Origin of the sequence: Tistrella mobilis (assembly GCF_039634785.1) — a bacterium.
GTDB lineage: Bacteria > Pseudomonadota > Alphaproteobacteria > Tistrellales > Tistrellaceae > Tistrella > Tistrella mobilis.
Map to the genome: position 1 here is coordinate 1 of NZ_JBBIAB010000017.1, position 21039 is coordinate 21039.

General features: G+C 67.5%; 18 protein-coding genes. 16 read left to right on the forward strand and 2 right to left on the reverse strand.

Annotation, left to right across the window (positions count from 1 at the left end):
• Positions 1 to 118: 118 nt before the first annotated feature.
• Together WI697_RS20460 and WI697_RS20465 are read right to left on the reverse strand one after the other, a co-directional pair.
• Positions 119 to 844, reverse strand: a complete 726-nt coding sequence (locus WI697_RS20460; RefSeq protein ID WP_345959755.1) for an aspartate/glutamate racemase family protein — start codon at positions 842 to 844, stop codon at positions 119 to 121.
• Between the two features lie 36 nt (positions 845 to 880).
• Positions 881 to 1762, reverse strand: a complete 882-nt coding sequence (locus WI697_RS20465; RefSeq protein ID WP_345959756.1) for a VOC family protein — start codon at positions 1760 to 1762, stop codon at positions 881 to 883.
• A gap of 115 nt (positions 1763 to 1877) precedes the next feature.
• Here WI697_RS20465 and WI697_RS20470 point away from each other — a divergent pair, with 115 nt between their 5' ends.
• From WI697_RS20470 to WI697_RS20550, 16 genes are all read left to right on the forward strand, one after another.
• Complete coding sequence (locus tag WI697_RS20470) at positions 1878 to 3014, forward strand: type 2 periplasmic-binding domain-containing protein (protein WP_345959757.1); 1137 nt, start codon at positions 1878 to 1880, stop codon at positions 3012 to 3014.
• The gene (locus WI697_RS20475; RefSeq protein WP_345959758.1) at positions 3014 to 3529 is read left to right on the forward strand and encodes a TRAP transporter small permease subunit; all 516 of its coding nucleotides are present in this window, start codon (positions 3014 to 3016) and stop codon (positions 3527 to 3529) included. Before WI697_RS20470 ends, WI697_RS20475 begins: the two co-directional genes overlap by 1 nt.
• A complete protein-coding gene (locus WI697_RS20480; protein ID WP_345959759.1) occupies positions 3519 to 4844 on the forward strand; it encodes a TRAP transporter large permease in 1326 nt (441 codons plus the stop codon). The genes WI697_RS20475 and WI697_RS20480 overlap by 11 nt, the downstream gene beginning before the upstream one ends.
• A gap of 11 nt (positions 4845 to 4855) precedes the next feature.
• A complete protein-coding gene (locus WI697_RS20485; protein ID WP_345959760.1) occupies positions 4856 to 5644 on the forward strand; it encodes an IclR family transcriptional regulator in 789 nt (262 codons plus the stop codon).
• 197 nt (positions 5645 to 5841) lie between these two features.
• Positions 5842 to 6744 carry an SDR family NAD(P)-dependent oxidoreductase gene (locus WI697_RS20490; RefSeq protein ID WP_345959761.1) on the forward strand — a complete coding sequence of 301 codons (903 nt, stop codon included), beginning with the start codon at positions 5842 to 5844 and terminating at the stop codon, positions 6742 to 6744.
• Between the two features lie 176 nt (positions 6745 to 6920).
• On the forward strand, positions 6921 to 8387 hold the full coding sequence (locus WI697_RS20495; RefSeq protein WP_345959762.1) for an AAA family ATPase: 1467 nt from the start codon (positions 6921 to 6923) through the stop codon (positions 8385 to 8387).
• A 377-nt stretch (positions 8388 to 8764) separates the two neighbouring features.
• Entirely contained in the window at positions 8765 to 9970 is a 1206-nt protein-coding gene (locus WI697_RS20505; protein ID WP_345959763.1) for an acyl-CoA dehydrogenase family protein, read from the forward strand.
• A gap of 252 nt (positions 9971 to 10222) precedes the next feature.
• Positions 10223 to 11344: an acyl-CoA dehydrogenase family protein gene (locus tag WI697_RS20510; protein WP_345959764.1), complete on the forward strand. Its 1122-nt coding sequence runs from the start codon at positions 10223 to 10225 to the stop codon at positions 11342 to 11344.
• Between the two features lie 79 nt (positions 11345 to 11423).
• Positions 11424 to 12239 (forward strand): enoyl-CoA hydratase/isomerase family protein, encoded by an 816-nt coding sequence (locus WI697_RS20515; RefSeq protein WP_014753002.1) that lies wholly within the window; start codon positions 11424 to 11426, stop codon positions 12237 to 12239.
• A gap of 34 nt (positions 12240 to 12273) precedes the next feature.
• On the forward strand, positions 12274 to 14016 hold the full coding sequence (locus WI697_RS20520; RefSeq protein ID WP_345959765.1) for a class I adenylate-forming enzyme family protein: 1743 nt from the start codon (positions 12274 to 12276) through the stop codon (positions 14014 to 14016).
• A gap of 72 nt (positions 14017 to 14088) precedes the next feature.
• Positions 14089 to 15378 carry an ABC transporter substrate-binding protein gene (locus WI697_RS20525; RefSeq protein ID WP_345959766.1) on the forward strand — a complete coding sequence of 430 codons (1290 nt, stop codon included), beginning with the start codon at positions 14089 to 14091 and terminating at the stop codon, positions 15376 to 15378.
• A 329-nt stretch (positions 15379 to 15707) separates the two neighbouring features.
• A complete protein-coding gene (locus tag WI697_RS20530) occupies positions 15708 to 16604 on the forward strand; it encodes a branched-chain amino acid ABC transporter permease (protein WP_197465225.1) in 897 nt (298 codons plus the stop codon).
• Positions 16601 to 17629, forward strand: a complete 1029-nt coding sequence (locus WI697_RS20535) for a branched-chain amino acid ABC transporter permease (RefSeq protein WP_345959767.1) — start codon at positions 16601 to 16603, stop codon at positions 17627 to 17629. The genes WI697_RS20530 and WI697_RS20535 overlap by 4 nt, the downstream gene beginning before the upstream one ends.
• On the forward strand, positions 17626 to 18417 hold the full coding sequence (locus tag WI697_RS20540; RefSeq protein ID WP_345959768.1) for an ABC transporter ATP-binding protein: 792 nt from the start codon (positions 17626 to 17628) through the stop codon (positions 18415 to 18417). The genes WI697_RS20535 and WI697_RS20540 overlap by 4 nt, the downstream gene beginning before the upstream one ends.
• The gene (locus WI697_RS20545) at positions 18410 to 19129 is read left to right on the forward strand and encodes an ABC transporter ATP-binding protein (RefSeq protein ID WP_345959769.1); all 720 of its coding nucleotides are present in this window, start codon (positions 18410 to 18412) and stop codon (positions 19127 to 19129) included. The genes WI697_RS20540 and WI697_RS20545 overlap by 8 nt, the downstream gene beginning before the upstream one ends.
• Before the next feature lie 179 nt (positions 19130 to 19308).
• The gene (locus WI697_RS20550; protein ID WP_345959770.1) at positions 19309 to 21021 is read left to right on the forward strand and encodes an AMP-binding protein; all 1713 of its coding nucleotides are present in this window, start codon (positions 19309 to 19311) and stop codon (positions 21019 to 21021) included.
• Positions 21022 to 21039 lie beyond the last annotated feature (18 nt).

Genomic DNA, 21039 nt, shown 5'->3' on the forward strand with positions numbered 1-21039 from the left:
AGGCCGTTCATAAACCCGGCGGGTTTCCGTCGTCCACATTCTGTCCGCTCCCGTTTCCTCTGGCGCGGCAGAGAATCACAACGGATTCACCGGATTCAATAACCTTCCGGACGGGCTCTCAGCCGCGCGACCGCGACAGCAGGGCCTGACAATGGGCCGCCACCGCATCGATCAGCGGCACGGCCGGCCGCAGCCGGTCGCGGATCAGCGGCAATTCGGTGCAGCCGAGCACGACGGCATCGGCCCCGCCCGCAACCAGATCGTCGAGGGCGGCCTGAACCGCGGCGATATCGGCCGGGGTCGGGCGCCCGGAAGAAATGCCGGTCTTGATCGCCCGGTCGAGCCCCGCCGCCAGCCCGGCACCGGGCGTCACCACCCTGTGGCCGGCCGCGGCGAGGGGGCCCGTAAATACGCCCGCTTCAAGGGTCTGTGCCGTGCCGAGCACGCCGACCGCGGCCCCTTTGGACGGGAGGCCGTCGGCCAGGAGACCGTCGGCCAGAAGACCATTAGGCAAAAGATCGGCCGGGCGCCGGAAGGGCTCTGCGATATGCAGGCAGGGCACGGGCACGGCGGCGGCGACCGCATCGAAGGCCAGATGCGCGGTGGCGGCACAAAGGCCGATCACACCGGCCCCGGCCGCGGCAAGCCCCTGCCCCGCCGCCACGAAGGCGGCGGTGACCAGATCGAAACGGCCGCGTTCGGCATCGGCCAGGACGGGCGCGAAAGACAGGCTGGCGATCAGCACCGGCACGGTGCCCGGCTCTGCCAGACGGTTCAGACGCTCGTAATAAAGCGCGGTGGAGGGCCAGCCGGTGCCGCCGATCAGGCCGATGGCGCCAGCCATGGGGAGGGTGTCGCGGGTTTGGGGCGCGCGCATGGCTCAGGCGGCCTCGGCCAGAACCAGCACGATGCCGCCGGCTTCGGCCGCGGGCACGACCAGCCGGCTGCCCTCGTCCCGGAAGCGCACGCCATTGCGGGTAAGCACCGCGCGGGCGGTATCGGCCGAGGCGACGCGCACCTCCACCGCCAGTTCGGCGGCGCTGCCATCGGCGCGGCGCGCGGCATCGCCCCAGGCGGCGGCGAAGCCCGCGGCATCGACCGCCTTAAGGGTCTGATCGCCCAGGGTCACCGAGACCGGCCCCTGCCCGGCCGGATCGATGCCGTAGATCGCGGCCAGATGATTGCGCATCGCCGCCGGATCATCGGTCACCACCGTCGCCGCCGCCCAGTATTCGGCGCCGTTCGGATGGGTGATCCAGGCCGGGCGCAGATAATGGCTGCGGTCCATCACCTCGCAGGCATTGAAGGCGAGCGGCCCGCGCGGGGCATCGGGCACCAGCACCCGGAAATGGATCCGGTCGACCGTGCCGTCCTCGGGGTCGCGATAGTCGGTGTCGAGTTCGTAATACATGCAGGCCGGAAAACCCGCCGCCTGCCAGGCCTGATCGAGCGCGGGCAGATCGGTCGCGGCATGGACGATCATCGCCAGCGCCGGCCTGCGGCCCAGAAGATCGCGCATATAGGGCACGGCATGGGCCGGGTCGGCATAGGCGAATTCCAGGAAATTGGTCATGCGATCATCGGTCGGGCGGAACAGCACCAGATGGTTGCCGCCGCGGCCGCCGGTTTTACCGCCGCCCATCGGCTCGTTGGTCCGCCAGGGCGTGACCGAGAAACCCAGCCGCAGATAGCAGGCGCGGATCGCCGGCAGATCCGGGGTTGAGATCATCAGATGATCGAGACCGATCAATTCCTTACGCATCGCGGAGGCTCCTTGACAGATGGCGGGACGTATTCCACGATCCAGAATATATTCCGCGATACAGGACATCAAGCCGGCCGCGGAGCGGGAGACGACCGATCGGGGGACAGGACCCATGACCAGATTGACGACACTGCGCCGCGGGCTTGCCGCGGCGGCGATCTGCCTGGCGGCGACCGCCGGCACGACGGCCGGGGCGGCCACGCTGACCTATGGCTCGCCGGTGCCGGAACAGGCGCTGTTCAATCGCGAGGGCGTGGTGCCCTTCCTGAAGGGCATCGAGACCGCGACCGAAGGTCGGGTCAAATTCCGCGGCCTGTTCGGCGGCACGGTGGTGAAGATGCCGACGGTGCTGCCCTCGATCCGCGACGGCGTGGTGAATGCGGGCTTCGTGGTGCTGGCCTTCTACCCGTCCGACCTGCCGCATGCCTCGGTGATGTCGGAACTGACCGGTTTCGGCGTCGACCCGGTGGCGGCGATGGGCGCGATCAACGAGGCGTTTTTCCAGGGCTGCCCCGACTGCCTGGACGAGATGCGCCGCGAGGGCCAGATCCCGCTGTTCCTGAATGCGACCGCACCGATGGCGATGCAGTGCACCAGCCCGGTGGCGGGCAAGGCCGATCTTCAGGGCCGCCGGGTCAGCGTGATCGGCAGCCCCGAGGCGCGCTGGGCCGAGGCGCTGGGCATGATCCCGGTCACCACCTCGATCACCGATCTGCTGATCTCGCTGCAGACGGGCAAGACCGATTGCGCGCTGGTGCCGATCAGCTGGGCGCAGAGCTATGGCCTGACCGATGTCGTCAAGGGCGTGATCGACATGCCCCAGGGCATCGTCGGCGGCGCGGTGCCGGTTTCGGTCAGCGTCGAGGCCTGGTGCCGGATCGGCGAGGCCGACCGCAAGGCGATCCTGGCCCATGCCGCGGCATCCGCCCTGCCCTATGTGCAGAAAGCCTATATCGATGCCGATGCCATGGTGCGGCCGAAGCTTGAAGCGGTGGCCGGCTTCTCGGCCGGAGATGCGGCGATGCGCGACGCCTGGCCAGCCTATCAGGCGGGCGAGATCAAGGCACTCGCGGCGCGCGCCGCCGAACGCGGCATCGCAGAGCCCGACGCCTTCGCGGCGCGGATCGCCCTGATCTACCGCAAATGGCACGAGGATTACCTGCCGAAGATCCAGGCCGACCCGGCCGAGATGACCCGGCTGCTGACCGAGACCGTCTTCCCGGAAAGCCTGACGGCGTGCCCCGGCTGATGCGCATCCTTGACCTGCTGGCGGCCCGGGCCGCCACGGCCACCGGCGCGCTGGGCGAACTGGCGGTGCTCGCCATGTTCGCCCATATGGCGCTGGATCTGATCATCCGCCTGGTGGGCGGCGGCACGCCCGAGGGCATGCCCGAGGCGGTGGCGCGGATCTATATGGTGATGGTGGTCTTCCTGCCGCTGGCGGGGCTTCAGGCCAGCGGCCGGCAGATCGAGGTGGCGGTGCTGGCCGAACGGCTGGGCGGCCGGGCGCTTTACCTGCAGCGGCTGGCCGCCGCCCTGGTGACGGTGGCGGTGGCGGGGCTGTTCACCTGGCTGTCGTTCGATGTCGCCTGGGTGGCGACGCTGCGCGGCGAGCGGGTGGTGCTGACCGGCTTTTCCCTGCCGGTCTGGCCGGGGCGCTGGGCGGTGGTGGCGGGGTTCGGCGCGCTGGCGCTGGTGGCCCTGGCTCAGCTGATCCGCACCGCAGCCGGCCGCGCGCCGGTGGAGGCCGCCCATGGCGCTTGAGAGCCTCGCCCCGGAATACCAGGCCTGCCTGGCCCTGCTGCTGTTTCTGGGGCTGGCGGCGCTGCGCGTGCCGATCGCCTTCGCCCTGTTCACGGCCGGGCTGGCGGGGACGGTGGCGATGATCGGCATCGGCCCGGGCTTTGCCCTGCTGTCGCGCGCGCCGCTGGAATTCGCCGCCAGCTGGGAGCTTTCGGCCGTGCCGATGTTCCTGCTGATGGGCAATATCGTCGCCCGCGCCGGGCTTGCCGATGTGCTGTTCACGCTGTTTCAGCACCTGACGAGGCGGGTGCCGGGCGGGCTGGCGGTTGCGACCAACATCACCTGTGCCGCCTTTGGCACGGCATCGGGGTCGAGCCTGGCGGCCACGGTGGGTGTCGGCCGGATCGCCGTGCCGCAGATGCTGAAACGCGGCTATGACCCGGGGCTGATCGCCGGGGTCTGCGGCTGTGCCGGCACCATCGCCGCGGTGATCCCGCCCTCCATCCCCTTCATCATCTTCGCGATCCTGACCGAACAATCGGTGCTGACCATGTTCGCCGCCGGCCTGCTGCCGGGGCTGCTGACCGCCCTTGCCTATACGGTGATGATCATCCTGCGCGCCCGGCTGAACCCGGCGATCGCCGGCGCCGATGCCCGCGAGGATGCGGGCCCCCGGCCGGGCCTGCGCGATCTGCTGGGGGTGTGGCCGGTGGCGGCGATCGCGGCCATGGTGATCGCGGGGCTTTATGGCGGCTTCGCGACGCCGACCGAAGCCGGCGGGCTGGGGGCGCTGGCGGCGCTGATCGTGGCGCTGATCCGCCGCACGCTCGACCGCGCGGGTTTTCGGGCCGCCATCGCCGACACCGCCCGGACCACGGCCGCGATCCTGATCGTGGCGGTGGGGGCAAGCACGCTCTCCACCTATCTGGCGCTGACCGGTTTTCCGGAAGTCGTCGCCGGGCAGCTGGCGGTGTTCGCCGATACCGATATCGCCTTCCTGCTGGTGCTGTCGGTGGTGCTGCTGGCGCTGGGCACGGTGCTGGACCCGATGGGGGTGATGCTGCTGGCCCTGCCGATCTTTCTGCCGGCGGTGGAGGCGCGCGGGCTCGACATGGTCTGGTTCGGGGTGATCGCGGTGAAGTATATCGAGATCGGGTTGATCACGCCGCCGCTCGGATTGAACTTGTTTGCGGCCCATGGTCTGATGCCGGCCGGCATCTCCTTCGGCCGCGTGGTGCGCGGCGCCGCGTGGTTTCTTCTCGCTGAAATGGTCGTCATGGTTCTGTTGCTCGCCTTCCCCGGCATTTCCCTCTGGCTGCCCTCGGTGATCCGATGAGCGGGGTGGAGATGGAGGACGACAAGGGGGCGGACGACGAGAAGGGGGTGGAGCGGCGATCCGGCACCATTCAGTCGGTGTCGATCGCGGCGCGCTTTCTCACCATCCTGGCCGATGCCGAGGGGCCGATGGCGCTGGGCGAGCTGGCCCGGCGCGCCGGCACCGGCACCTCCACCGCCCATCGCTATATGCAAAGCCTGATCAAGGAAGGGCTGGCGGTGCAGGAAACCGCCAGCGGCCGCTATGATCTGGGGCCCACGGCGCTGGATATCGGCATCGGCGCGCTGCGCCGGATCGATGCGGTGGAGGTGGCGGCACGCCATATGAAGGCGCTGGCCATGCGCATCGCCGCCAGCGGCGGGGTGGCGATCTGGACCGATCGCGGCCCCACCGTGGTGCGCTGGTATCGCAGCGCCTATTTCTCGATCAGCGCCATTGGCCTCGGCGATGTGCTGCCGCTGGACAACACCGCCTGCGGCCTGGTCTTCCAGGCCTTTCTGCCGCCGGAGCGGATCGAGGTGGCGCGCAGGCTCCAGCCGGCGCCGTTTCGCGGCAAGCCGCCGGCCGCCCGCGATCTGGCGCAGATCCGCGAAAGCTTCGGCCATGAACTCAGCGGCCATCTGCTGTCGGGGATCACCGGCCAGGCGGCGCCGGTTTTCGATGCCCAGCATGAAGTCGCCTGCGTGGTGACCACCACCACCGGCACCGCCCTGCCGGAAGCCGACCGCGCCCTGATCTTCGCCGCAGCGCGGGAGGCCTCGGCCGAAGCCGGCGGCGCCGGGGCCTATGGCCGGCCATAACATCTTTCAAACACCGTATATTTTGCGCTGCGGCGCGCAGCCGCTATGATCGCGCCTGCCCACGGCAGACGCGCCGCGGGCGGCGGGTCCGCCGATCATGCCCCCATATGCCCGGGATCATATGCCAGCAGGGCCATATGCCAAGAGGGTGGCCGGACCGGCAAAGCGGAAGACGACCGACAGGGAAGGTGGAGTTCATGAGCATGAGGTTCGACGGCCGCGTTGCCATCGTGACCGGGGCCGGCGGCGGCCTTGGGCGTTGCCATGCGCTGGCGCTGGCCGCGCGCGGTGCGAAGGTGGTGGTGAACGATCTGGGCGCCGACGGCCGGTCTTCGGATGCGGCCGCCCAGGTCGTGGCCGAGATCGAGGCCGCCGGCGGCGAGGCGATGGCGAGCGGCGCCTCGGTGACCGATGCGGCGGCGGTGGAGGCGATGGTCGCCGAGACCATGGCGCGCTGGGGCCGGGTCGACATTCTGGTCAACAATGCCGGCATTCTGCGCGACAAGAGCTTCGCGAAGATGAGCCTGGACGATTTCCGCCTGGTGGTCGACGTGCACCTGATGGGTGCGGTGATCTGCACCAAGGCGGTGTGGGAGATCATGCGCGCGCAGAATTACGGCCGCGTGGTGATGACCACCTCGTCCTCGGGCCTGTACGGCAATTTCGGCCAGTCCAATTACGGCGCCGCCAAGATGGCGCTGGTCGGGCTGATGCAGACCCTGTCGCTGGAAGGTGTGAAGAACGACATCCGCGTCAACTGCCTGGCCCCCACCGCCGCCACCCGCATGACCGAGGGCCTGATGACGGCCGAGGTTCTGGCGGCGCTGCGCCCCGAGACGGTCTCCCCCGGCCTGCTCTATCTGGTGTCGGAAGACGCGCCGACCCGGATGATCCTGAACGCCGGCGCCGGCAGCTTTGAACGCGCCTATGTGACGCTGACCGAAGGCGTCTACATCGGCGACGGCCCCGACGCCGCCGAGCAGATCGCCGCCCGCATCGACGAAATCGGCGACCGCGCCCGCGAAATCGTGCCGGAAAGCGGCACCGCCCAGGGCACGTTCGAAATCGGCAACGCCACGGCGGCGCTGAAGAAGAGCTGACCTTTGACCTGCCCGGGTACGGGCGGGGTGGAGGGGTGAGAACGGCCGCATCCTTGGGGGTGCGGCTGTTTTTTTTGGGGGGGTGGGGTCAGAAATCGGGGGGTGAGAGGTCGGTGGTCCAGACCGCTTAGATAGGTAACAGTTCAGCCCGCCGACGTGGGTAACAGGTGTGCAAGATGATCGCGGCCGGCTATCATGACGTCGTCTACATCAAGCCCTCCACCCAGATTCTTATAGCCGTCTCAAATGGTGGAGAGATCGCCGCACCCTTTTTCAACTTGAAGATGGCGTGGCATCTGATTTACGGTGCAGACGAGTGGAAGGATTCTGACGGGAAAATTCTCGATGGGACTCCCCATCTGAGATTTCGGGAGGGCTGGGAGTTGGCGATCAGAAATTTCAATGAGGCGCAATTAGTCGGAATTCTTAGTAATAGACTATCCCCCTCTCAGGAGATAAAATCCCCTGAGAAATTAATAGGACGGGAGGCTTACCTACAGCGCATTCATCGAGCACTCCATTCACCGGGACGGCATTTATTTATTTTCGGAGATAGAGGAGTAGGAAAAACTTCTCTTGCAGTTACGGCAGGCCAAATTTCAGTAAATGAAGACAAGAATTTTATATACATTCCTTGTAGTAATGGCACTACTTTTTTTGATGCCATCTGGGCAGTGGGGCGCGCCGTCTCTGATATCAGCCCGGTAAAGAAATCAGGTGGGTTCGCAGTTGGAATAAATCTTCCGCAAGTCGGCGGAGTGAATTTTGGCGTCAATCACGGTGGAAAGACACTAGACAAGCCAACCTCCTTTAACGACTGTCTATCAATGATAGGCTTCGTGAGATCTCGATTAACAGGACAAATAATAATATGCTTTGATGAAATGGATAGGATCTTATCGTCGGGGGAAAAGAACAACTTTGCTGAACTTCTGAAAAATATTAGCTCAGTGGTTGATGATGTAAGATTCATATATTGTGGCATTGGCGCAGATGTCGATGAGTTAATCGGTGCGCATCTATCTGTTGGACGCATGTTTGAACCAATTCACGTTGAAAAACTAAGCTATGATAGTCTTTGGAAAATAATTGACAATGCAGCATCCGATTTAAGCGTAACCATTCCTCAGGGCATTCTCATAAGAATCGGCGTCATCAGCGACGGATTTCCTCACTATGTACACTTGATGGGAGAATGCCTCTTCTATAAAATGTTCGATGATCCAGCATATGTTTCAACATGTTCCGCGGAACACTTCAAGGCCGCACTCCGAGATTCTCTAGTAAAGGCCGAGCCATCCCTCCGAAGAATATATCAAAAAGCCACTGAAAAATCAAAAAATAGTCTGGATTATGAGATTGCGCTTTGGGCACTAGCGGATAGAACCGCGACGCGCCGCCAGATTAAAGAGATATACGAGACATCGTATTCACGTATCCAGAATGCAATGTATACGTCGAATTTTTTGTCAAAAGACGTATTCAATCAGCGCATGCTAATGCTGAGGAAGGATAGCCACGCCAAGATCGTTACTGGGCATGGCGCAGGATGGTTTTCATTCAGGGAGAATGTTGTGCGCGGTTACGTCCGAATGAAGGCCGAAAGTGAAGGTATTGAACTTTCACCAGAACTGACAAATTGATCTGACGCTTCTAAGCGAGGTGATGCCAATAAAGATCAATCAGCGGAGACCCCAGATAGCACGCATTAAGAGAAAAAAGTCCCACGCCCTCGACGCCGCCATCCTCCGCGGCCTCGCCGACGGGGCCGCCGGGCGCACAACCCCTGCTGACGAGGTCTTCGACGAACTCAAAGCCCGCTACACCGCCATGGCCGAAGCCCGCAGACCCAGGTAGGGTCCCCTCGCCCCCTGCCCCACGCCGCCGCGCCCCAACCGCACCGCACACCCCGCCCTAAAATTTCTCCCGCACCGCACAATACGATTTGATCTTGCGCACCGCCCCGGTTTCGGCGACAAGAATAATGACTCATGAATCATTAATCAGTTCGGAGCGAGGCATGCACGCCGAGTTCACGGCCGAAGAGCGGGCGTTCCGCGATCAGGTGCGGCGGTTCTGCGAGGAGCGGCTGCCCGAGGATATCCGGGCGAAGGTGCTGGAGGGGCGGCATCTTTCCCGTGCGGATCACATCCGCTGGCAGAAGATCCTGCATGAACAGGGCTGGATTGCGGGGTTCTGGCCGAAGAAATGGGGCGGGTGCGACTGGACGCCGGTGGAAGGCTATATCTTCCAGGAAGAAACCGCGCGCGCCGGTGCGCCCTGGCTGCTGCCCTTCGGGGTGAATTATGTGGGCCCGGTGATCTTCACCTATGGCAATGCCGATCAGCAGGAACGGCATCTGCCGGGCATTCTGTCGTCCGACGTGTTCTGGTGCCAGGGCTATAGCGAGCCCGGCGCCGGGTCGGATCTGGCCGGGCTGAAGACCCGGGCGGTGCGCGACGGTGACCATTATGTCGTCAACGGATCCAAGATCTGGACCACCATGGCCCATTGGGCCGACATGATGTTCTGTCTGGCGCGCACCGATGCGGAGGCCGCACGGCCCCAGGAGGGGATCTCGTTCCTGCTGCTGGACATGAAGCAGCCGGGGGTGACGGTGCGGCCGATCGTCTCCATCGACGGCGCGCATCACCTGAACGAGGTGTTCTTCGACGATGTCCGCGTGCCGGTGAGCGAGCGGGTCGGCGACGAGAACCGCGGCTGGACCTATGCAAAATTCCTGCTGGGGCATGAGCGCATGCTCTCGGCCGAAACCGGCAAGGCAAGGCGGCTGATCGGCAAGATCCGGCGCATGGCCGCCCGCCTGCCCCATGCCAACGGCCGGGGCGTGCTGGCCGACGATGCCCGCTTCCGCGACCGCATCGCCCGGCTGGACATCCGCGTGCTGGCGCTGGAATGGACCACGCTGCGCATGCTGGATGCCGCCATGGAGGGCGCATCGCCCGGGGCCGAGGCGTCTCTGCTGAAGATCCGCGGCAGCGAACTGGTGCAGGCGATCACCGAACTCGCCACCGACGTGCTGGGCCTCTACGGCATCCCCTTCGATGTGCGGCTGCTGGAAGCCGAGGCACAGGGTGTCGAAATCGGCCCCGACGGCGCCGCCGGCATCCTGGCCGAATTCCTCTACCACCGCGCCCCCACCATCTGGGGCGGCTCCAACGAAGTCCAGCGCAACATCCTGGCCAAACACGCCCTGGGCCTCTGACCGTAACGCCCCGAAGCCCGGGCACTGCCTGCGTTCACAACAGGCTCCCAGCCGCCATTGAGGCGGCGGCCAAGGGTGCGGAGCACCCGCCCGGCGAGGGGCTAAAAGACCCGGCGGCGGCCAAGGGCGCGGAGCACCCGCCCGGCGAGGGGCAAAAAAAACCCGCCCAACCCAGGCTCCCAGCCGCCATTGAGGCGGCGGCCAAGGGCGCGGCAGCGCCCGCCCGGCGAGGGCCAAACAAACGAGCATCACATGAACTTCCGCTTCACCGAAGAACAGTCGATGCTGCGCGACATGGCCAGGCGCTGGGTCGCGGAGCGCTATGATCTGAAGCGCCGCAAGGCCGCGGCGGCCGGCGGTTTCGACCGGGTCGCCTGGGCCGATATGGCGGAAATGGGCTGGCAGGGCGTGGCGCTGCCCGAGGCGGCCGGCGGCAGTGCCGGCGGTGCGGTCGAGACCATGATCGTAATGGAGGAAATCGGCCGCGGGCTGATGGTCGAGCCGTATCTGCCGACCGCGGTGATCGCCCCGGCGGCGCTGATGCTGACCGGGGCGGCCGCGGATGACGCGCGGCTGGCGGCCATCGCCGGCGGCCGGCTGGTGGTCGCCTTCGCCCATGACGAGCCCGGCCTGCGCGACCCCGCCGCCCCGCGCCGCACCCGGGCGGTGCCGGTGGGCGATGGCTGGCGGCTGGACGGCGCCAAGAGCGTGGTCCGTGCCGGGGCCGAGGCGGATTGCCTGCTGGTTTCGGCCGCGATGCCCGAGGGCGCCACCGGGCTGTTCCTGGTGGATGCGACGGCGCCGGGGATCACCCGCACCGGCTATCCGACACTCGACGGCATGACCGCGGCCGAGATCGCGTTCGAGGGCACCGAGGTGCCGGCGGCCGCCCTGCTGGCCGGCGCGGCGGATGCCATCCTGGCCGCCCTGATCGACCGCGCCATCGCGGCCGAACTGGCCGAGGCGCTGGGGGTGATGGAGCGGCTGAAGGCGGCGACGCTGGACCATCTGCGCACCCGCCGCCAGTTCGGCCAGGAAATCGGCCGGTTCCAGGCGCTGCAGCACCGCATGGCCGATATCCACATCGCCTGCGAAGAGGCGCGGTCGATGGTGATCATGGCGACGGTCGCGCTGGACGAGGACGACGTGCTGGCCCGCGCCCGCGCGGTGTCGGCCGCCCGGCTGCATGTCGCGGAACTGGCGATGCATGTCGGGCGCGAAGCGATCCAGCTGCATGGCGGCATCGGCATGACCGACGAGATGATCGTCGGCCACGGCTTCAAACGCCTGAAGGTGATCGCCGCCGGCATGGGCGGCAACGACCTGCATCTGGACCGCTTCATCGCCACCACCGAGCAGAGCAACGCCGCCTGATCGCCTGATCGCCAGAGACGTTGAAGACATCACCCAAGGGCGGCAGACGAACCGCCCCACCTCTGAGGAAACCAGCCCCGTGACCACCGAACCCGGCGCCTTCGAATTCCGCGACTATCAGTGCTTCACCTTCGAACGCCGCAACCGCGTGCTGACCGCAACCATCAATCGCCCCGAGGCGATGAATGCGGTCAATGCCCGGCTGCACGAGGAATTCTCGCGGCTGTTCACCGACCTCGCCATGGATCCCGACAGCGATGTGGTGGTGCTGACGGGCGCCGGCCGCGCCTTCTGCGCCGGTGGCGACATCAACTGGATGCAGGAACATATCGATGTGCCCGGCGAATTCGAACGCACCGGGCTTGAGGCCAAACGCATCGTGTTCAGCCAGCTGGACCTTGAAAAGCCGCTGATCTGCCGGCTGAACGGCCATGCCACCGGGCTGGGTGCGACCATCGCACTGATGTGCGACATCATCATCGCCTCCGACAAGGCGAAGATCGGCGACCCGCATGTGTCGGTGGGGCTGGTCGCGGGCGATGGCGGCGCGGTGATCTGGCCGCAGCTGATCGGCTTTGCCCGCGCCAAGGAATTCCTGCTGACCGGCGACCTGCTGACGGCCCCCGAGGCGGCGCAGATCGGGCTGATCAACCGCGCGGTCGCGCCGGAGCGGCTGGACGACGAGGTCTACGCCCTGGCCGACCGCCTGGCCGGGGGCGCCACCAAGGCGATCCGCTGGACCAAGACCGCAACCAATATCGCCCTGAAACAGCTGGCCCATTCGATGATGGACGCCTGCATCGGGTACGAGAGCATGTCGAACCTGACCGAAGACCATCGCGAGGCGGTCGCCGCCTTCCGCGAGAAGCGCAAGCCGGCCTTCACCGGTCGATAAGCTCACCGGTCGATAAGATCAGAGGAACCCCGTCATGACCGCCCCCACACCCCAGGGACCGCTTGAAGCCGATCTCGCCCGCAGGATTGCGGAGACGGGCACGCTCGGCCGTCTTCTGCGGGCGCGGGCGGCGGAACATGGCGCGGCCCCCATGCTGATCGCCCCCTCGCGGCTGTACCCGGCAGAGGCGGACGGGCTGGCGGTCACCAGCTTCGCCGCCATGGCGGCGGGGGCGGAGCGGCTGGCCCGGGCGCTGGTGGCGGCGGGTGTCGGGCCGGGTGACGGCGTCGGCGTGCTGGCCGGCAACACCGCCGTCACCGAGGCGCATCTGGTGCAGTATGCCGCCGCCCTGGCCGGCGCGGTTCTGGTGCCGATCAACCCGCGCTATGGCGACGAGGATCTGGACCACGCCATCGCCCTTGGCCGGCTGAAGATCGCCTTTGCCGAACCGGGGCTGATGCCGCGGCTTGCCGCCGCCGCGATGCGGACGGACGGCAGGATCCGTACCGTTGATCTGGGCGCGGGGCTCGCCGGGCTGATGGTGGATGCCGATGCCGGTCTCGCCCTGCCCGAGGTGGCGCCCGAGGCCGTCGCCGATCTGATCTTCACCTCGGGCACCACCGGCCGGCCCAAGGCGGTGGAGCACAGCCACAGCTCTGCCGTGGCCACGGGGGCGATCTTCGGCACGGCGCTGGGGCTGACGCCCGATGACCGGCATCATCATGCGGTGCCGTTCTTCACCAGTTCGGGCGTGCATTTCAACCCGCTGGCCGCGCTCTGGGCGGGTGCTGCGATGATCGTGGAGCCCGTCTTCGACGCGGCGCGCATCCTTGCGCGGATCGCGGCCCGGCGCAGCACGGTGCTGCTGTCGGTGCCGTCGGGCTTTCTCTATCTGCTGGATGCGCTGGCGCGGGCGGGCGGCGACGCCCCCGATCTGTCGAGCATCCGGCTCTGGAATTATGGCGGCGCCGCCATGCCGCAGGAGGCGGTGGCGGCACTGGCCCGGCGGTTCCCGGCGGTCGACCAGCGCCAGAACTACGGCATGACCGAGACGGGCCCCACCGGCACCATGCTTCTCCCCCACGAGGTGCTGGCCAGGCCCGGCTCGGTCGGCCGGCCCATGCCGCTCTGCCGGGTGCGGATCACCGATGCCGGGGGCTGCGTGCTGCCGGCCGCGGCGGCGGGCGAGATCGAAATCCTGAGCCCGGCCAATATGATCGGCTATCGCGATGCGCCCGAGGCGACGGCGGAGACGATCAGGGATGGCTGGGTCCGCACCGGCGATTGGGGGCGGATCGATGCCGACGGCCATCTCCACCACCTGGACCGGCTGAAGGATGTGATCGTCCGCGGCGGGCTGAAGATCGCCGCCCGGCGGGTGGAAGACGTGCTGCACCGCATCCCCGGCGTGTTCGAGGCGGCGGTGATCGCCCTGCCCCATCCACGGCTGGGCGAGGATGTCGCGGCGGTGGTGGTGCGCACGGCGCCTGACACAACCGAAGACCTTGGCACAACCGAAGACCCTGGCACAACCGAAGACCCTGGCACAACCGAAGACATCGAAACCGATGAACACTTCATCGCCCGGCTGCAAGCGGCCGCCGCGGCGGTGCTGGCCGATTACGAGATCCCGAGACGGGTCTTCCTCACCGATGCGCTGCCCCGCAACCCGCTGGGCAAGGTGTTGAAGACCGAACTGCGCCGGCTGCATGCCGGGGCGGCCCCACCCTACCGACACGATCTGCACCCACAAGATCTGCACCCATCGCATGGATGAGGCATGAAGGCGCGGCCCGCGACCCCAGGGGACGGAAACCAGAACCGCGCCATGCCCAGGGAGGAGACAGAGATGACCCAGAGCATCACGGGCCGGAAATTCAGCCGGCGGACCCTGCTGAAGACGACCGCCGCCGCGGCCGCGATCGCGCCGATGAGCCGGCTGTGGATCCCCGGCGCCCATGCCGCGGACAACCCCGTCACGCTGGGCCTGGTGACGCCGCTGTCGGGCGCGCAGGAGATGATCGGCAGCTTCGTGCGCCATGGCGCCGAAATCGCGGTCGAGAAGATCAATGCCGATGGCGGCGTGAACGGCCGGCCGCTGGCGCTGGAGATCCGCGACAGCAAGGCCAACCCGGCCGCGGCGACCGTGGCCGCGCGCGAGCTTCTGGGCCAGGGCGTCAACCTGCAGCTGGGTACCATCTCGTCGGCGGTGGCGCTGGCCATGGGCCCGCTGATGCAGGCGGCCGGCGGCACGGTACTGACCTGCGGCGCCGGCACCGAAAAGCTGAACCACGAGAATTACAGCCCCAATGTCTTCCGGGTGGGCGACAGCCCCTATTCGCGCCAGTACGGCCTGATCCGGCTGATCGCCGAGCGCTACCCGAACGTCACCAGCTGGGGCGGCATCATCCCCGACCATGAATACGGCCGCACCACCTGGGCGATCTTCGTGGATGCGATGCTGAACATCTTCCCCGAGGTGACGGGCAGGCAGCCCGAGATCCAGCGCCCGATCCTGATCCCCTATGGCGCGGGCGATTATAAGAACTTCATCGCCGCCGCGGTGCGCCAGCCCTTCGAGGGGCTGTATACCTCGGCCTATGGCGGCGATGCGGTGACCCTGTTCCAGCAGGCGAAGCCCTTCGGCCTGTTCGAGAAGACGAAGGTGGTGGTGGACTCGGCCAATGAATTCCTGGTGCCGCTGGCGATGAAGGACCAGACCCCGGACACCTGGACCGGCACCCACTGGTATTTCAACGGCAACACCGACAACCCGATGTCGAAGCATCTCTACGATGCCTATGTCGCGCGCACCGGCAACAAATATCCGATGGGCTGGGCGGCGGAAGCCCATGCCGCGGTCTATGCCTACAAGGCCGCACTTGAGAAGACCGGCGGCGAGACGAAGGCCGATGCGATCATCGCCGCGCTGAAGGGCCTCACCTTCGACAGCGCCACCGGCAAGCGCACGCTGCGCGCCGAGGACAACCAGGCGATCAAGAGCGTCGAGATCATCCGCATCAGTCCCAAGGCCGACAACCCGGATGGTTTCGCGGTCACCGATTTCGTCTCGGTGCCGGGGGAGAGCGTGGTGGAGCCGGCGCGGCCGGGGCAGAAGCTTGAACTGAAGACGCTGTAAAGGTCTCTCGACTTGCAGCCACCGGGGCGCGGCCAGAACGATCGCGCCTCCCCGGTGACGGGCCGCACCCCCTCCCCGGTGGCTGCACTTTTTTGAGAGTCCAGGGCGGCGGTTTTCGCGGCAGAGAAGAAGGTGGATCCCCGCCTGCGCGGGGATGACGGCATTTTCTTTCTGATCAGCGATCCGCCGTCGGATCCGCGGCAGGCCGGCCGACGAGCGGCGGCAACGAAAACCGATCCCGTCATCCCCGCGCAGGCGGGGATCCACCTTTCCACCCGCCACCCCGACCACCCCGACCTTCCGCACCCCGATGCGGCCTTACGGAGGCGATGATGACGTTCGCCGATCTGGCGCTGATCCTGTTCAACGGCATGGCCTGGGCGGCCGCGACCTTTCTGGTGGCGGCGGGGCTGACGCTGATCTTCGGCATCCTGCACATCCTGAACTTCGCCCATGGCGGGTTCTTCATGATCGGCGCCTATATCGCCTTCACCCTGCTGCAGCTGGCGGGCGGGGGCGGGGTGCCGCTCTGGCTGTATCTGGTGGTGGCGCTGGCATCGGGCATGGCGGTGGCCGTGCTGGGGGTGCTGGCCGATCTCGCCATCTTCCGGCGGCTGCGCGGGGTTGAGGACGCCTATGTGCTGATCGCAACCTACGCCCTGCTGCTGGTCTGCGACGGCGCGGTCAAGCTGATCTGGGGGCTGAACTTCATGTCGGTGCCGACCCCCGACGAGCTGGGCGGCGCGGTGTTCCTGGGCGATGCGATCATGCCCGAATTCGCGCTTTTCGTGGTGGCCTGCGGCCTGCTCGCCTTCATCGGGCTGGACCTGCTGATGGAGCGGACGACCTTCGGCAAGCTGATCTGGGCGGTCGCCATGGACAGCTGGATGGCGAAGCTGCTGGGCATTCGCGTCGGCCGGGTGCTGATGATCACCGTGGTGATCGCCTTCGGCCTGGCGGGCCTTGCCGGCGGGCTGCTCGCCGCCAATCAGAGCCTGTCGCCCAGCCTGGCCGGCGTGTTCCTGCTCCAGGCCTTCGGGGTGATCATCGTCGGCGGCATGGGCAGCATTCGCGGGGCGGCGATCGCCGCCGTGATGCTGGGGCTGATCGAAAGCTTCGGCACCGTCTTCCTGCCGGATTATCCCGGCATCCTCTTCTTCGTCGCCCTGGCCGCCGTGCTGCTGATCCGGCCGCAGGGGCTGATGGGACGCGCACAGGTGGCATGATGACGCTTGCGACCCGGACGACACCGCTTCTGGCGCTCTGGCCGCTGGCGGTGGGCCTCATCCTCTTCGCCCTGGCGCCGGCACTGCTCAATCAGGGGCTGGTGTTCCTGGCGGGGCTGACGCTGGTCAACATCGTGTTCGCCCAGGCCTGGAACCTGCTGTTCAGCACCATCGGCCTGCTGTCCTTCGGCCAGGCGATGTTCTTCGCGATCGGCGCCTATGCCATGGCGGCAGGTCCGCAGCAGGCCGGCGGCGGGCCGTTCCTGATGTGGCTTAGCCTCTCCACCGGGCTGGGGGCGCTGGCGGCGATCGTCTTCGGCATCGTGGCGCTGCGCCGCTCGGGCGGGATCTATTTCGCGGTGCTGACGCTCGCCTTCGCCGAACTGGTCCATGTGCTGATCACCAAGACCGACTGGCTGGGCCGCAATGACGGGCTGACCGGCATCTATCGCCCCAGGATCGAGCTTGGCATCGCCACCATCGATCTGACGCAGGGCGATGCCTATTACTGGTTCATGCTGGTCGCCTGCGGCCTGGCCTCGGCCCTGCTCTGGTGGGCGGGGCATGGCGTGCTGGGCCGCAGCTTCCGGGCGATCCGGCAGGATCCCGTGCGGGCGGCGTTCCTGGGCCTTGATGTCGACCGCCACCGCCTGGCCGCCTTCGCCATTTCGGGCGCCGCCAGCGCCTTCGCCGGCGCGGTGAGTGCGCCCTGGATGCAGATCGTCACCCCCGAACTCGCCCATTGGAGCATGTCGACCAGGCCGGTGCTCTATGCCCTGCTGGGCGGCGCCGCCAGCTTCTGGGGCCCCGCGGTCGGCGCGATCCTGTTCGGGGCGGTGGAATATGCCACCCGCACCATGCACGGCATCGCCGACATCACCACCGGGCTGATGCTGCTGGCCGTGGTGCTGGCGATCCCCGGCGGCGTGATGGGGCTGGTGATGAAGCTGCGCGCGCGGCCCGCCGCAACCGCACCCGCCAGACCCGTCGCATCGACCACCCGCCCGCAGGAGCAGACGCCATGAGCCTGTCCGCCCCCTCCCCCTCGGCATCGTCCGCGCCGCTGCTGGCGGCCCGTGGCCTGGTGAAGTTCTACGGCAAGACCCAGGTGCTGCACGATGTCTCGATCGATGTGGCGCCGGGCGAGGCCCATGTGGTGATCGGCCCCAACGGCGCCGGCAAGACCACGCTGTTCAAGGCGGTCTCAGGCGAGTTTCCGGTCGATGGCGGCGAGATCCGCTTCGACGACGGCAATGTCACGAAGCTTGCCGGCTGGCAGCGGGTGCGGCGGGGCGTCGGCCGGTCCTTCCAGGTGGCGCGGATCTTCGGCGAGATGACCACGGCCGAGAACCTGATCGTGGCGGTGGAGGCGCGCGAGCGCCGGGCCCGCGGCGGCATCGCGCTCACCTTCCGGATCAGCCCCCGCCAGGGCACGCTGGCCGAGGTCCGCCGGCTGCTCGACGGGCTGGGGCTGGGGCCGCGCGCCGACGACCCGGCAAAGCTGCTCTCCCACGGCGACAAGAAGCGGCTGGAGCTGGCGATGAGCCTGGCGCTGCGGCCCAAGCTGATCATGCTCGACGAGCCGACCGCCGGCATGTCGCCGGGCGACCGCACGGCGGCGGCCGAGCTGATCGACGAAACCCGGCGTGCCCACGGCCTCGCCTTCCTGCTCACCGAACATGACATGGGCGTGGTCTTCGGCCTTGCCCAAAGGCTGACCGTGCTGCATCACGGCCGGGTCATCGCCAGCGGCGAACCGGCCACGGTGCGCGACGAGCCGACCGTCAAGGAGGTCTATCTGGGCCATGGCTGACCCGCTTCTGCGCATCGAGGCGCTTCATTCGGGCTATGGCGATGCCGCGGTGCTCCACGGCATCGACCTGGCCATCGCCGAGGGCTCGGCCGTGGCGCTGCTGGGCCGCAACGGCGCCGGCAAATCCACCCTGCTGAAGACCATCCTGAACGCCGGGCCGCGAGTGACCGGCGGCCGCATCACCCTGGACGGCCGGGATGTGGGACCGCTCGGCCCCGATGCCCGCGCCCGGGCCGGGCTGATGCTGGTGCCCGAAGACCGCCGGATCTTCCCGCATATCACGGTGGCCGAGAATATCGCACTGGGCGCCCATGCCGCCCGCCCGGGCGTGAAGCCGATGACCATGGACGAGATCTGGGCGCTGTTCCCGGCGCTGGTGCCCTTCGCGGCCCGCGCCGGCTATGCGCTCTCGGGCGGGCAGCAGCAGATGGTGGCGGTGGCCCGCGGCGTGATCGCCCGGCCGCGCCTGCTGCTGCTGGACGAACCGGTGGAAGGGCTGGCCCCGGTGATCGTGGACCAGATGGCGGCCGAAATCCGCCGCCTGCATCGCGATCACGGGCTGACGGTGCTGGTGACCGAACAGAACCTCGCCTTCGCCCGCGCAGTGACCGACCAGGTGCATCTGATCGACAGCGGCCAGCTGGTGTATTCGGGCAGCTGGCATGAGTTCGACGCCGATCCCAGCCTCAAATCCCGCTACCTCGCCGTTTGAGTCTTTCAGCCCCTCGCCGGGCGGCCACTACCGTGGCCTTGGCCGCCGCCTCAATGGCGGGAGTCTGTTCGACCCTCGCCGGGCGGGCGCTCCCGCGCCCTTGGCCGCCGCCTCAATGGCGGCTTGTGACGATCATCGCCGTTGTTCCGCGCCCTGTGCTCCCGAGGACCCCGCACCCCATGTCCAGCATCCTTGTCGACGACCCGAGCGGCTTTCGCCTGCGCTACACCCCGGACGAGACCCGGCTGCGCCGGGCGGCCGGCGAATGGTCGGGGCGCACGCTGGCCGATCATGCCCGCGACCGGGCGCGCCAGACCCCCGACCGGGTTGCCGTGCGCACCGAAACCGGCAGCCTGACCTATGGCCAGGCCCTGACCCGGGCGGTAAAGCTGGCGCGGCGGATGCGGCAGGCGGGGCTGAAGCCCGGCGATGTGGTCAGCTTTCAGCTGCCCAATTGGGAAGAGGCGGTGGTGCTGAACCTGGCCTGCACGTTGGGCGGGCAGGTGATCAACCCGATCGTGCCGATCTATCGCGACCGCGAGGTGGGCTTCATTCTGGGGGATGCGCGCTCGAAACTTCTGGTCCTGCCGGCGGAATGGCGGCGGTTCGACTATGCCGCCATGGCGCGGGGGCTGAAGCCCGGCCTGGTGCATCTGCGCACCGTCATCACCGTGCGCGGCCGCGCGGAAGGCTGCGATAGCTGGGAGGATTGGGGCGGGGCCGAAGACGACGGCGCCGTGGATTTCGGCGAGGATTTCACCCCGCCCGATGCCTCGGCGCTGAAGATGGTAATGTACACCTCGGGCACCACCGGGCGGCCCAAGGGCGTGCTCTATGCCCACGAGACCTCGCAGCGGGCGCTGCTGAATTCCATGGCCGCCTGGAATGTCCGGGCGGGCCAGGTGATCCTGATGCCCTCTCCCGTGACCCACGTCACCGGCTTCTCTTACGGCATGGAGCTGCCCTTCTGTCACGGCACGACCACCGTGTTCATGGAGCGCTGGGACGGCAGCCGGGCGCTGGATCTGATCGAAGATCATGGCGTGTCGGTGATGATCGGCGCGACCCCCTTCCTGCAGGAGCTGACCCAGGCCGCGGAAAGCGCCCGCGCCGCCGGGCGGCCGCCGGTGGCGGCCAGCCTGAAGATCTTCGCCTGCGGCGGTGCGGCGGTGCCGCCCGAAGTGGTGCGCCGCGCCCGCGCCGCCCTGCCCGGGCTTGCCGCCTTCCGGGTCTATGGGTCGAGCGAATGCCCGATGATCACCCAGGGCTATCCCGGCACCGACCCGGCCTCGGCCGAAGCCGCCGCGGTGACCGACGGCGCGGTGACGGGCTGGGAGGTGAAGGTGGTCGACGAGGCCGGCCGCACCCTGCCGCCGGGGGCGGAGGGCGAGATCCTGGCCCGCGGCCCGGCGCTGTTCCGCGGCTATACCGACCCGGACGCCACGGCCGAGGCCTTCGATGCCGAGGGCTATTTCAAAACCGGCGACCTCGGCACGGTCTCGGCCGCGGGGCAGGTGGTGATCACCGGCCGCAAGAAGGACCTGATCATCCGCGGCGGCGAGAACCTGTCGGCCAAGGAAATCGAGGACGCGCTGCACGAACACCCGCTGGTGCGCGAAGCCGCGGTGGTCGCCATGCCCCATGCCCGGCTGGGCGAAGGGGTCTGCGCCTGGCTGATCCCGACGGATGCGGCCCGCAATGCGGAACATGACGGCACCGCCCTGCCGGATCGCGAGGCGATCGCCGATTTTGTTGCATCGCGGGGGCTGGCGCGGCAAAAACTTCCCGAACGGATCGAATGGGTCGAGGATTTCCCGCGCACCGCGTCGGGCAAGATCCAGAAACATCTGATCCGCAGGATGGTGGCGGACGCAGTCCAGGGCAAGACCTGACCGGCCGTCCACGACCGC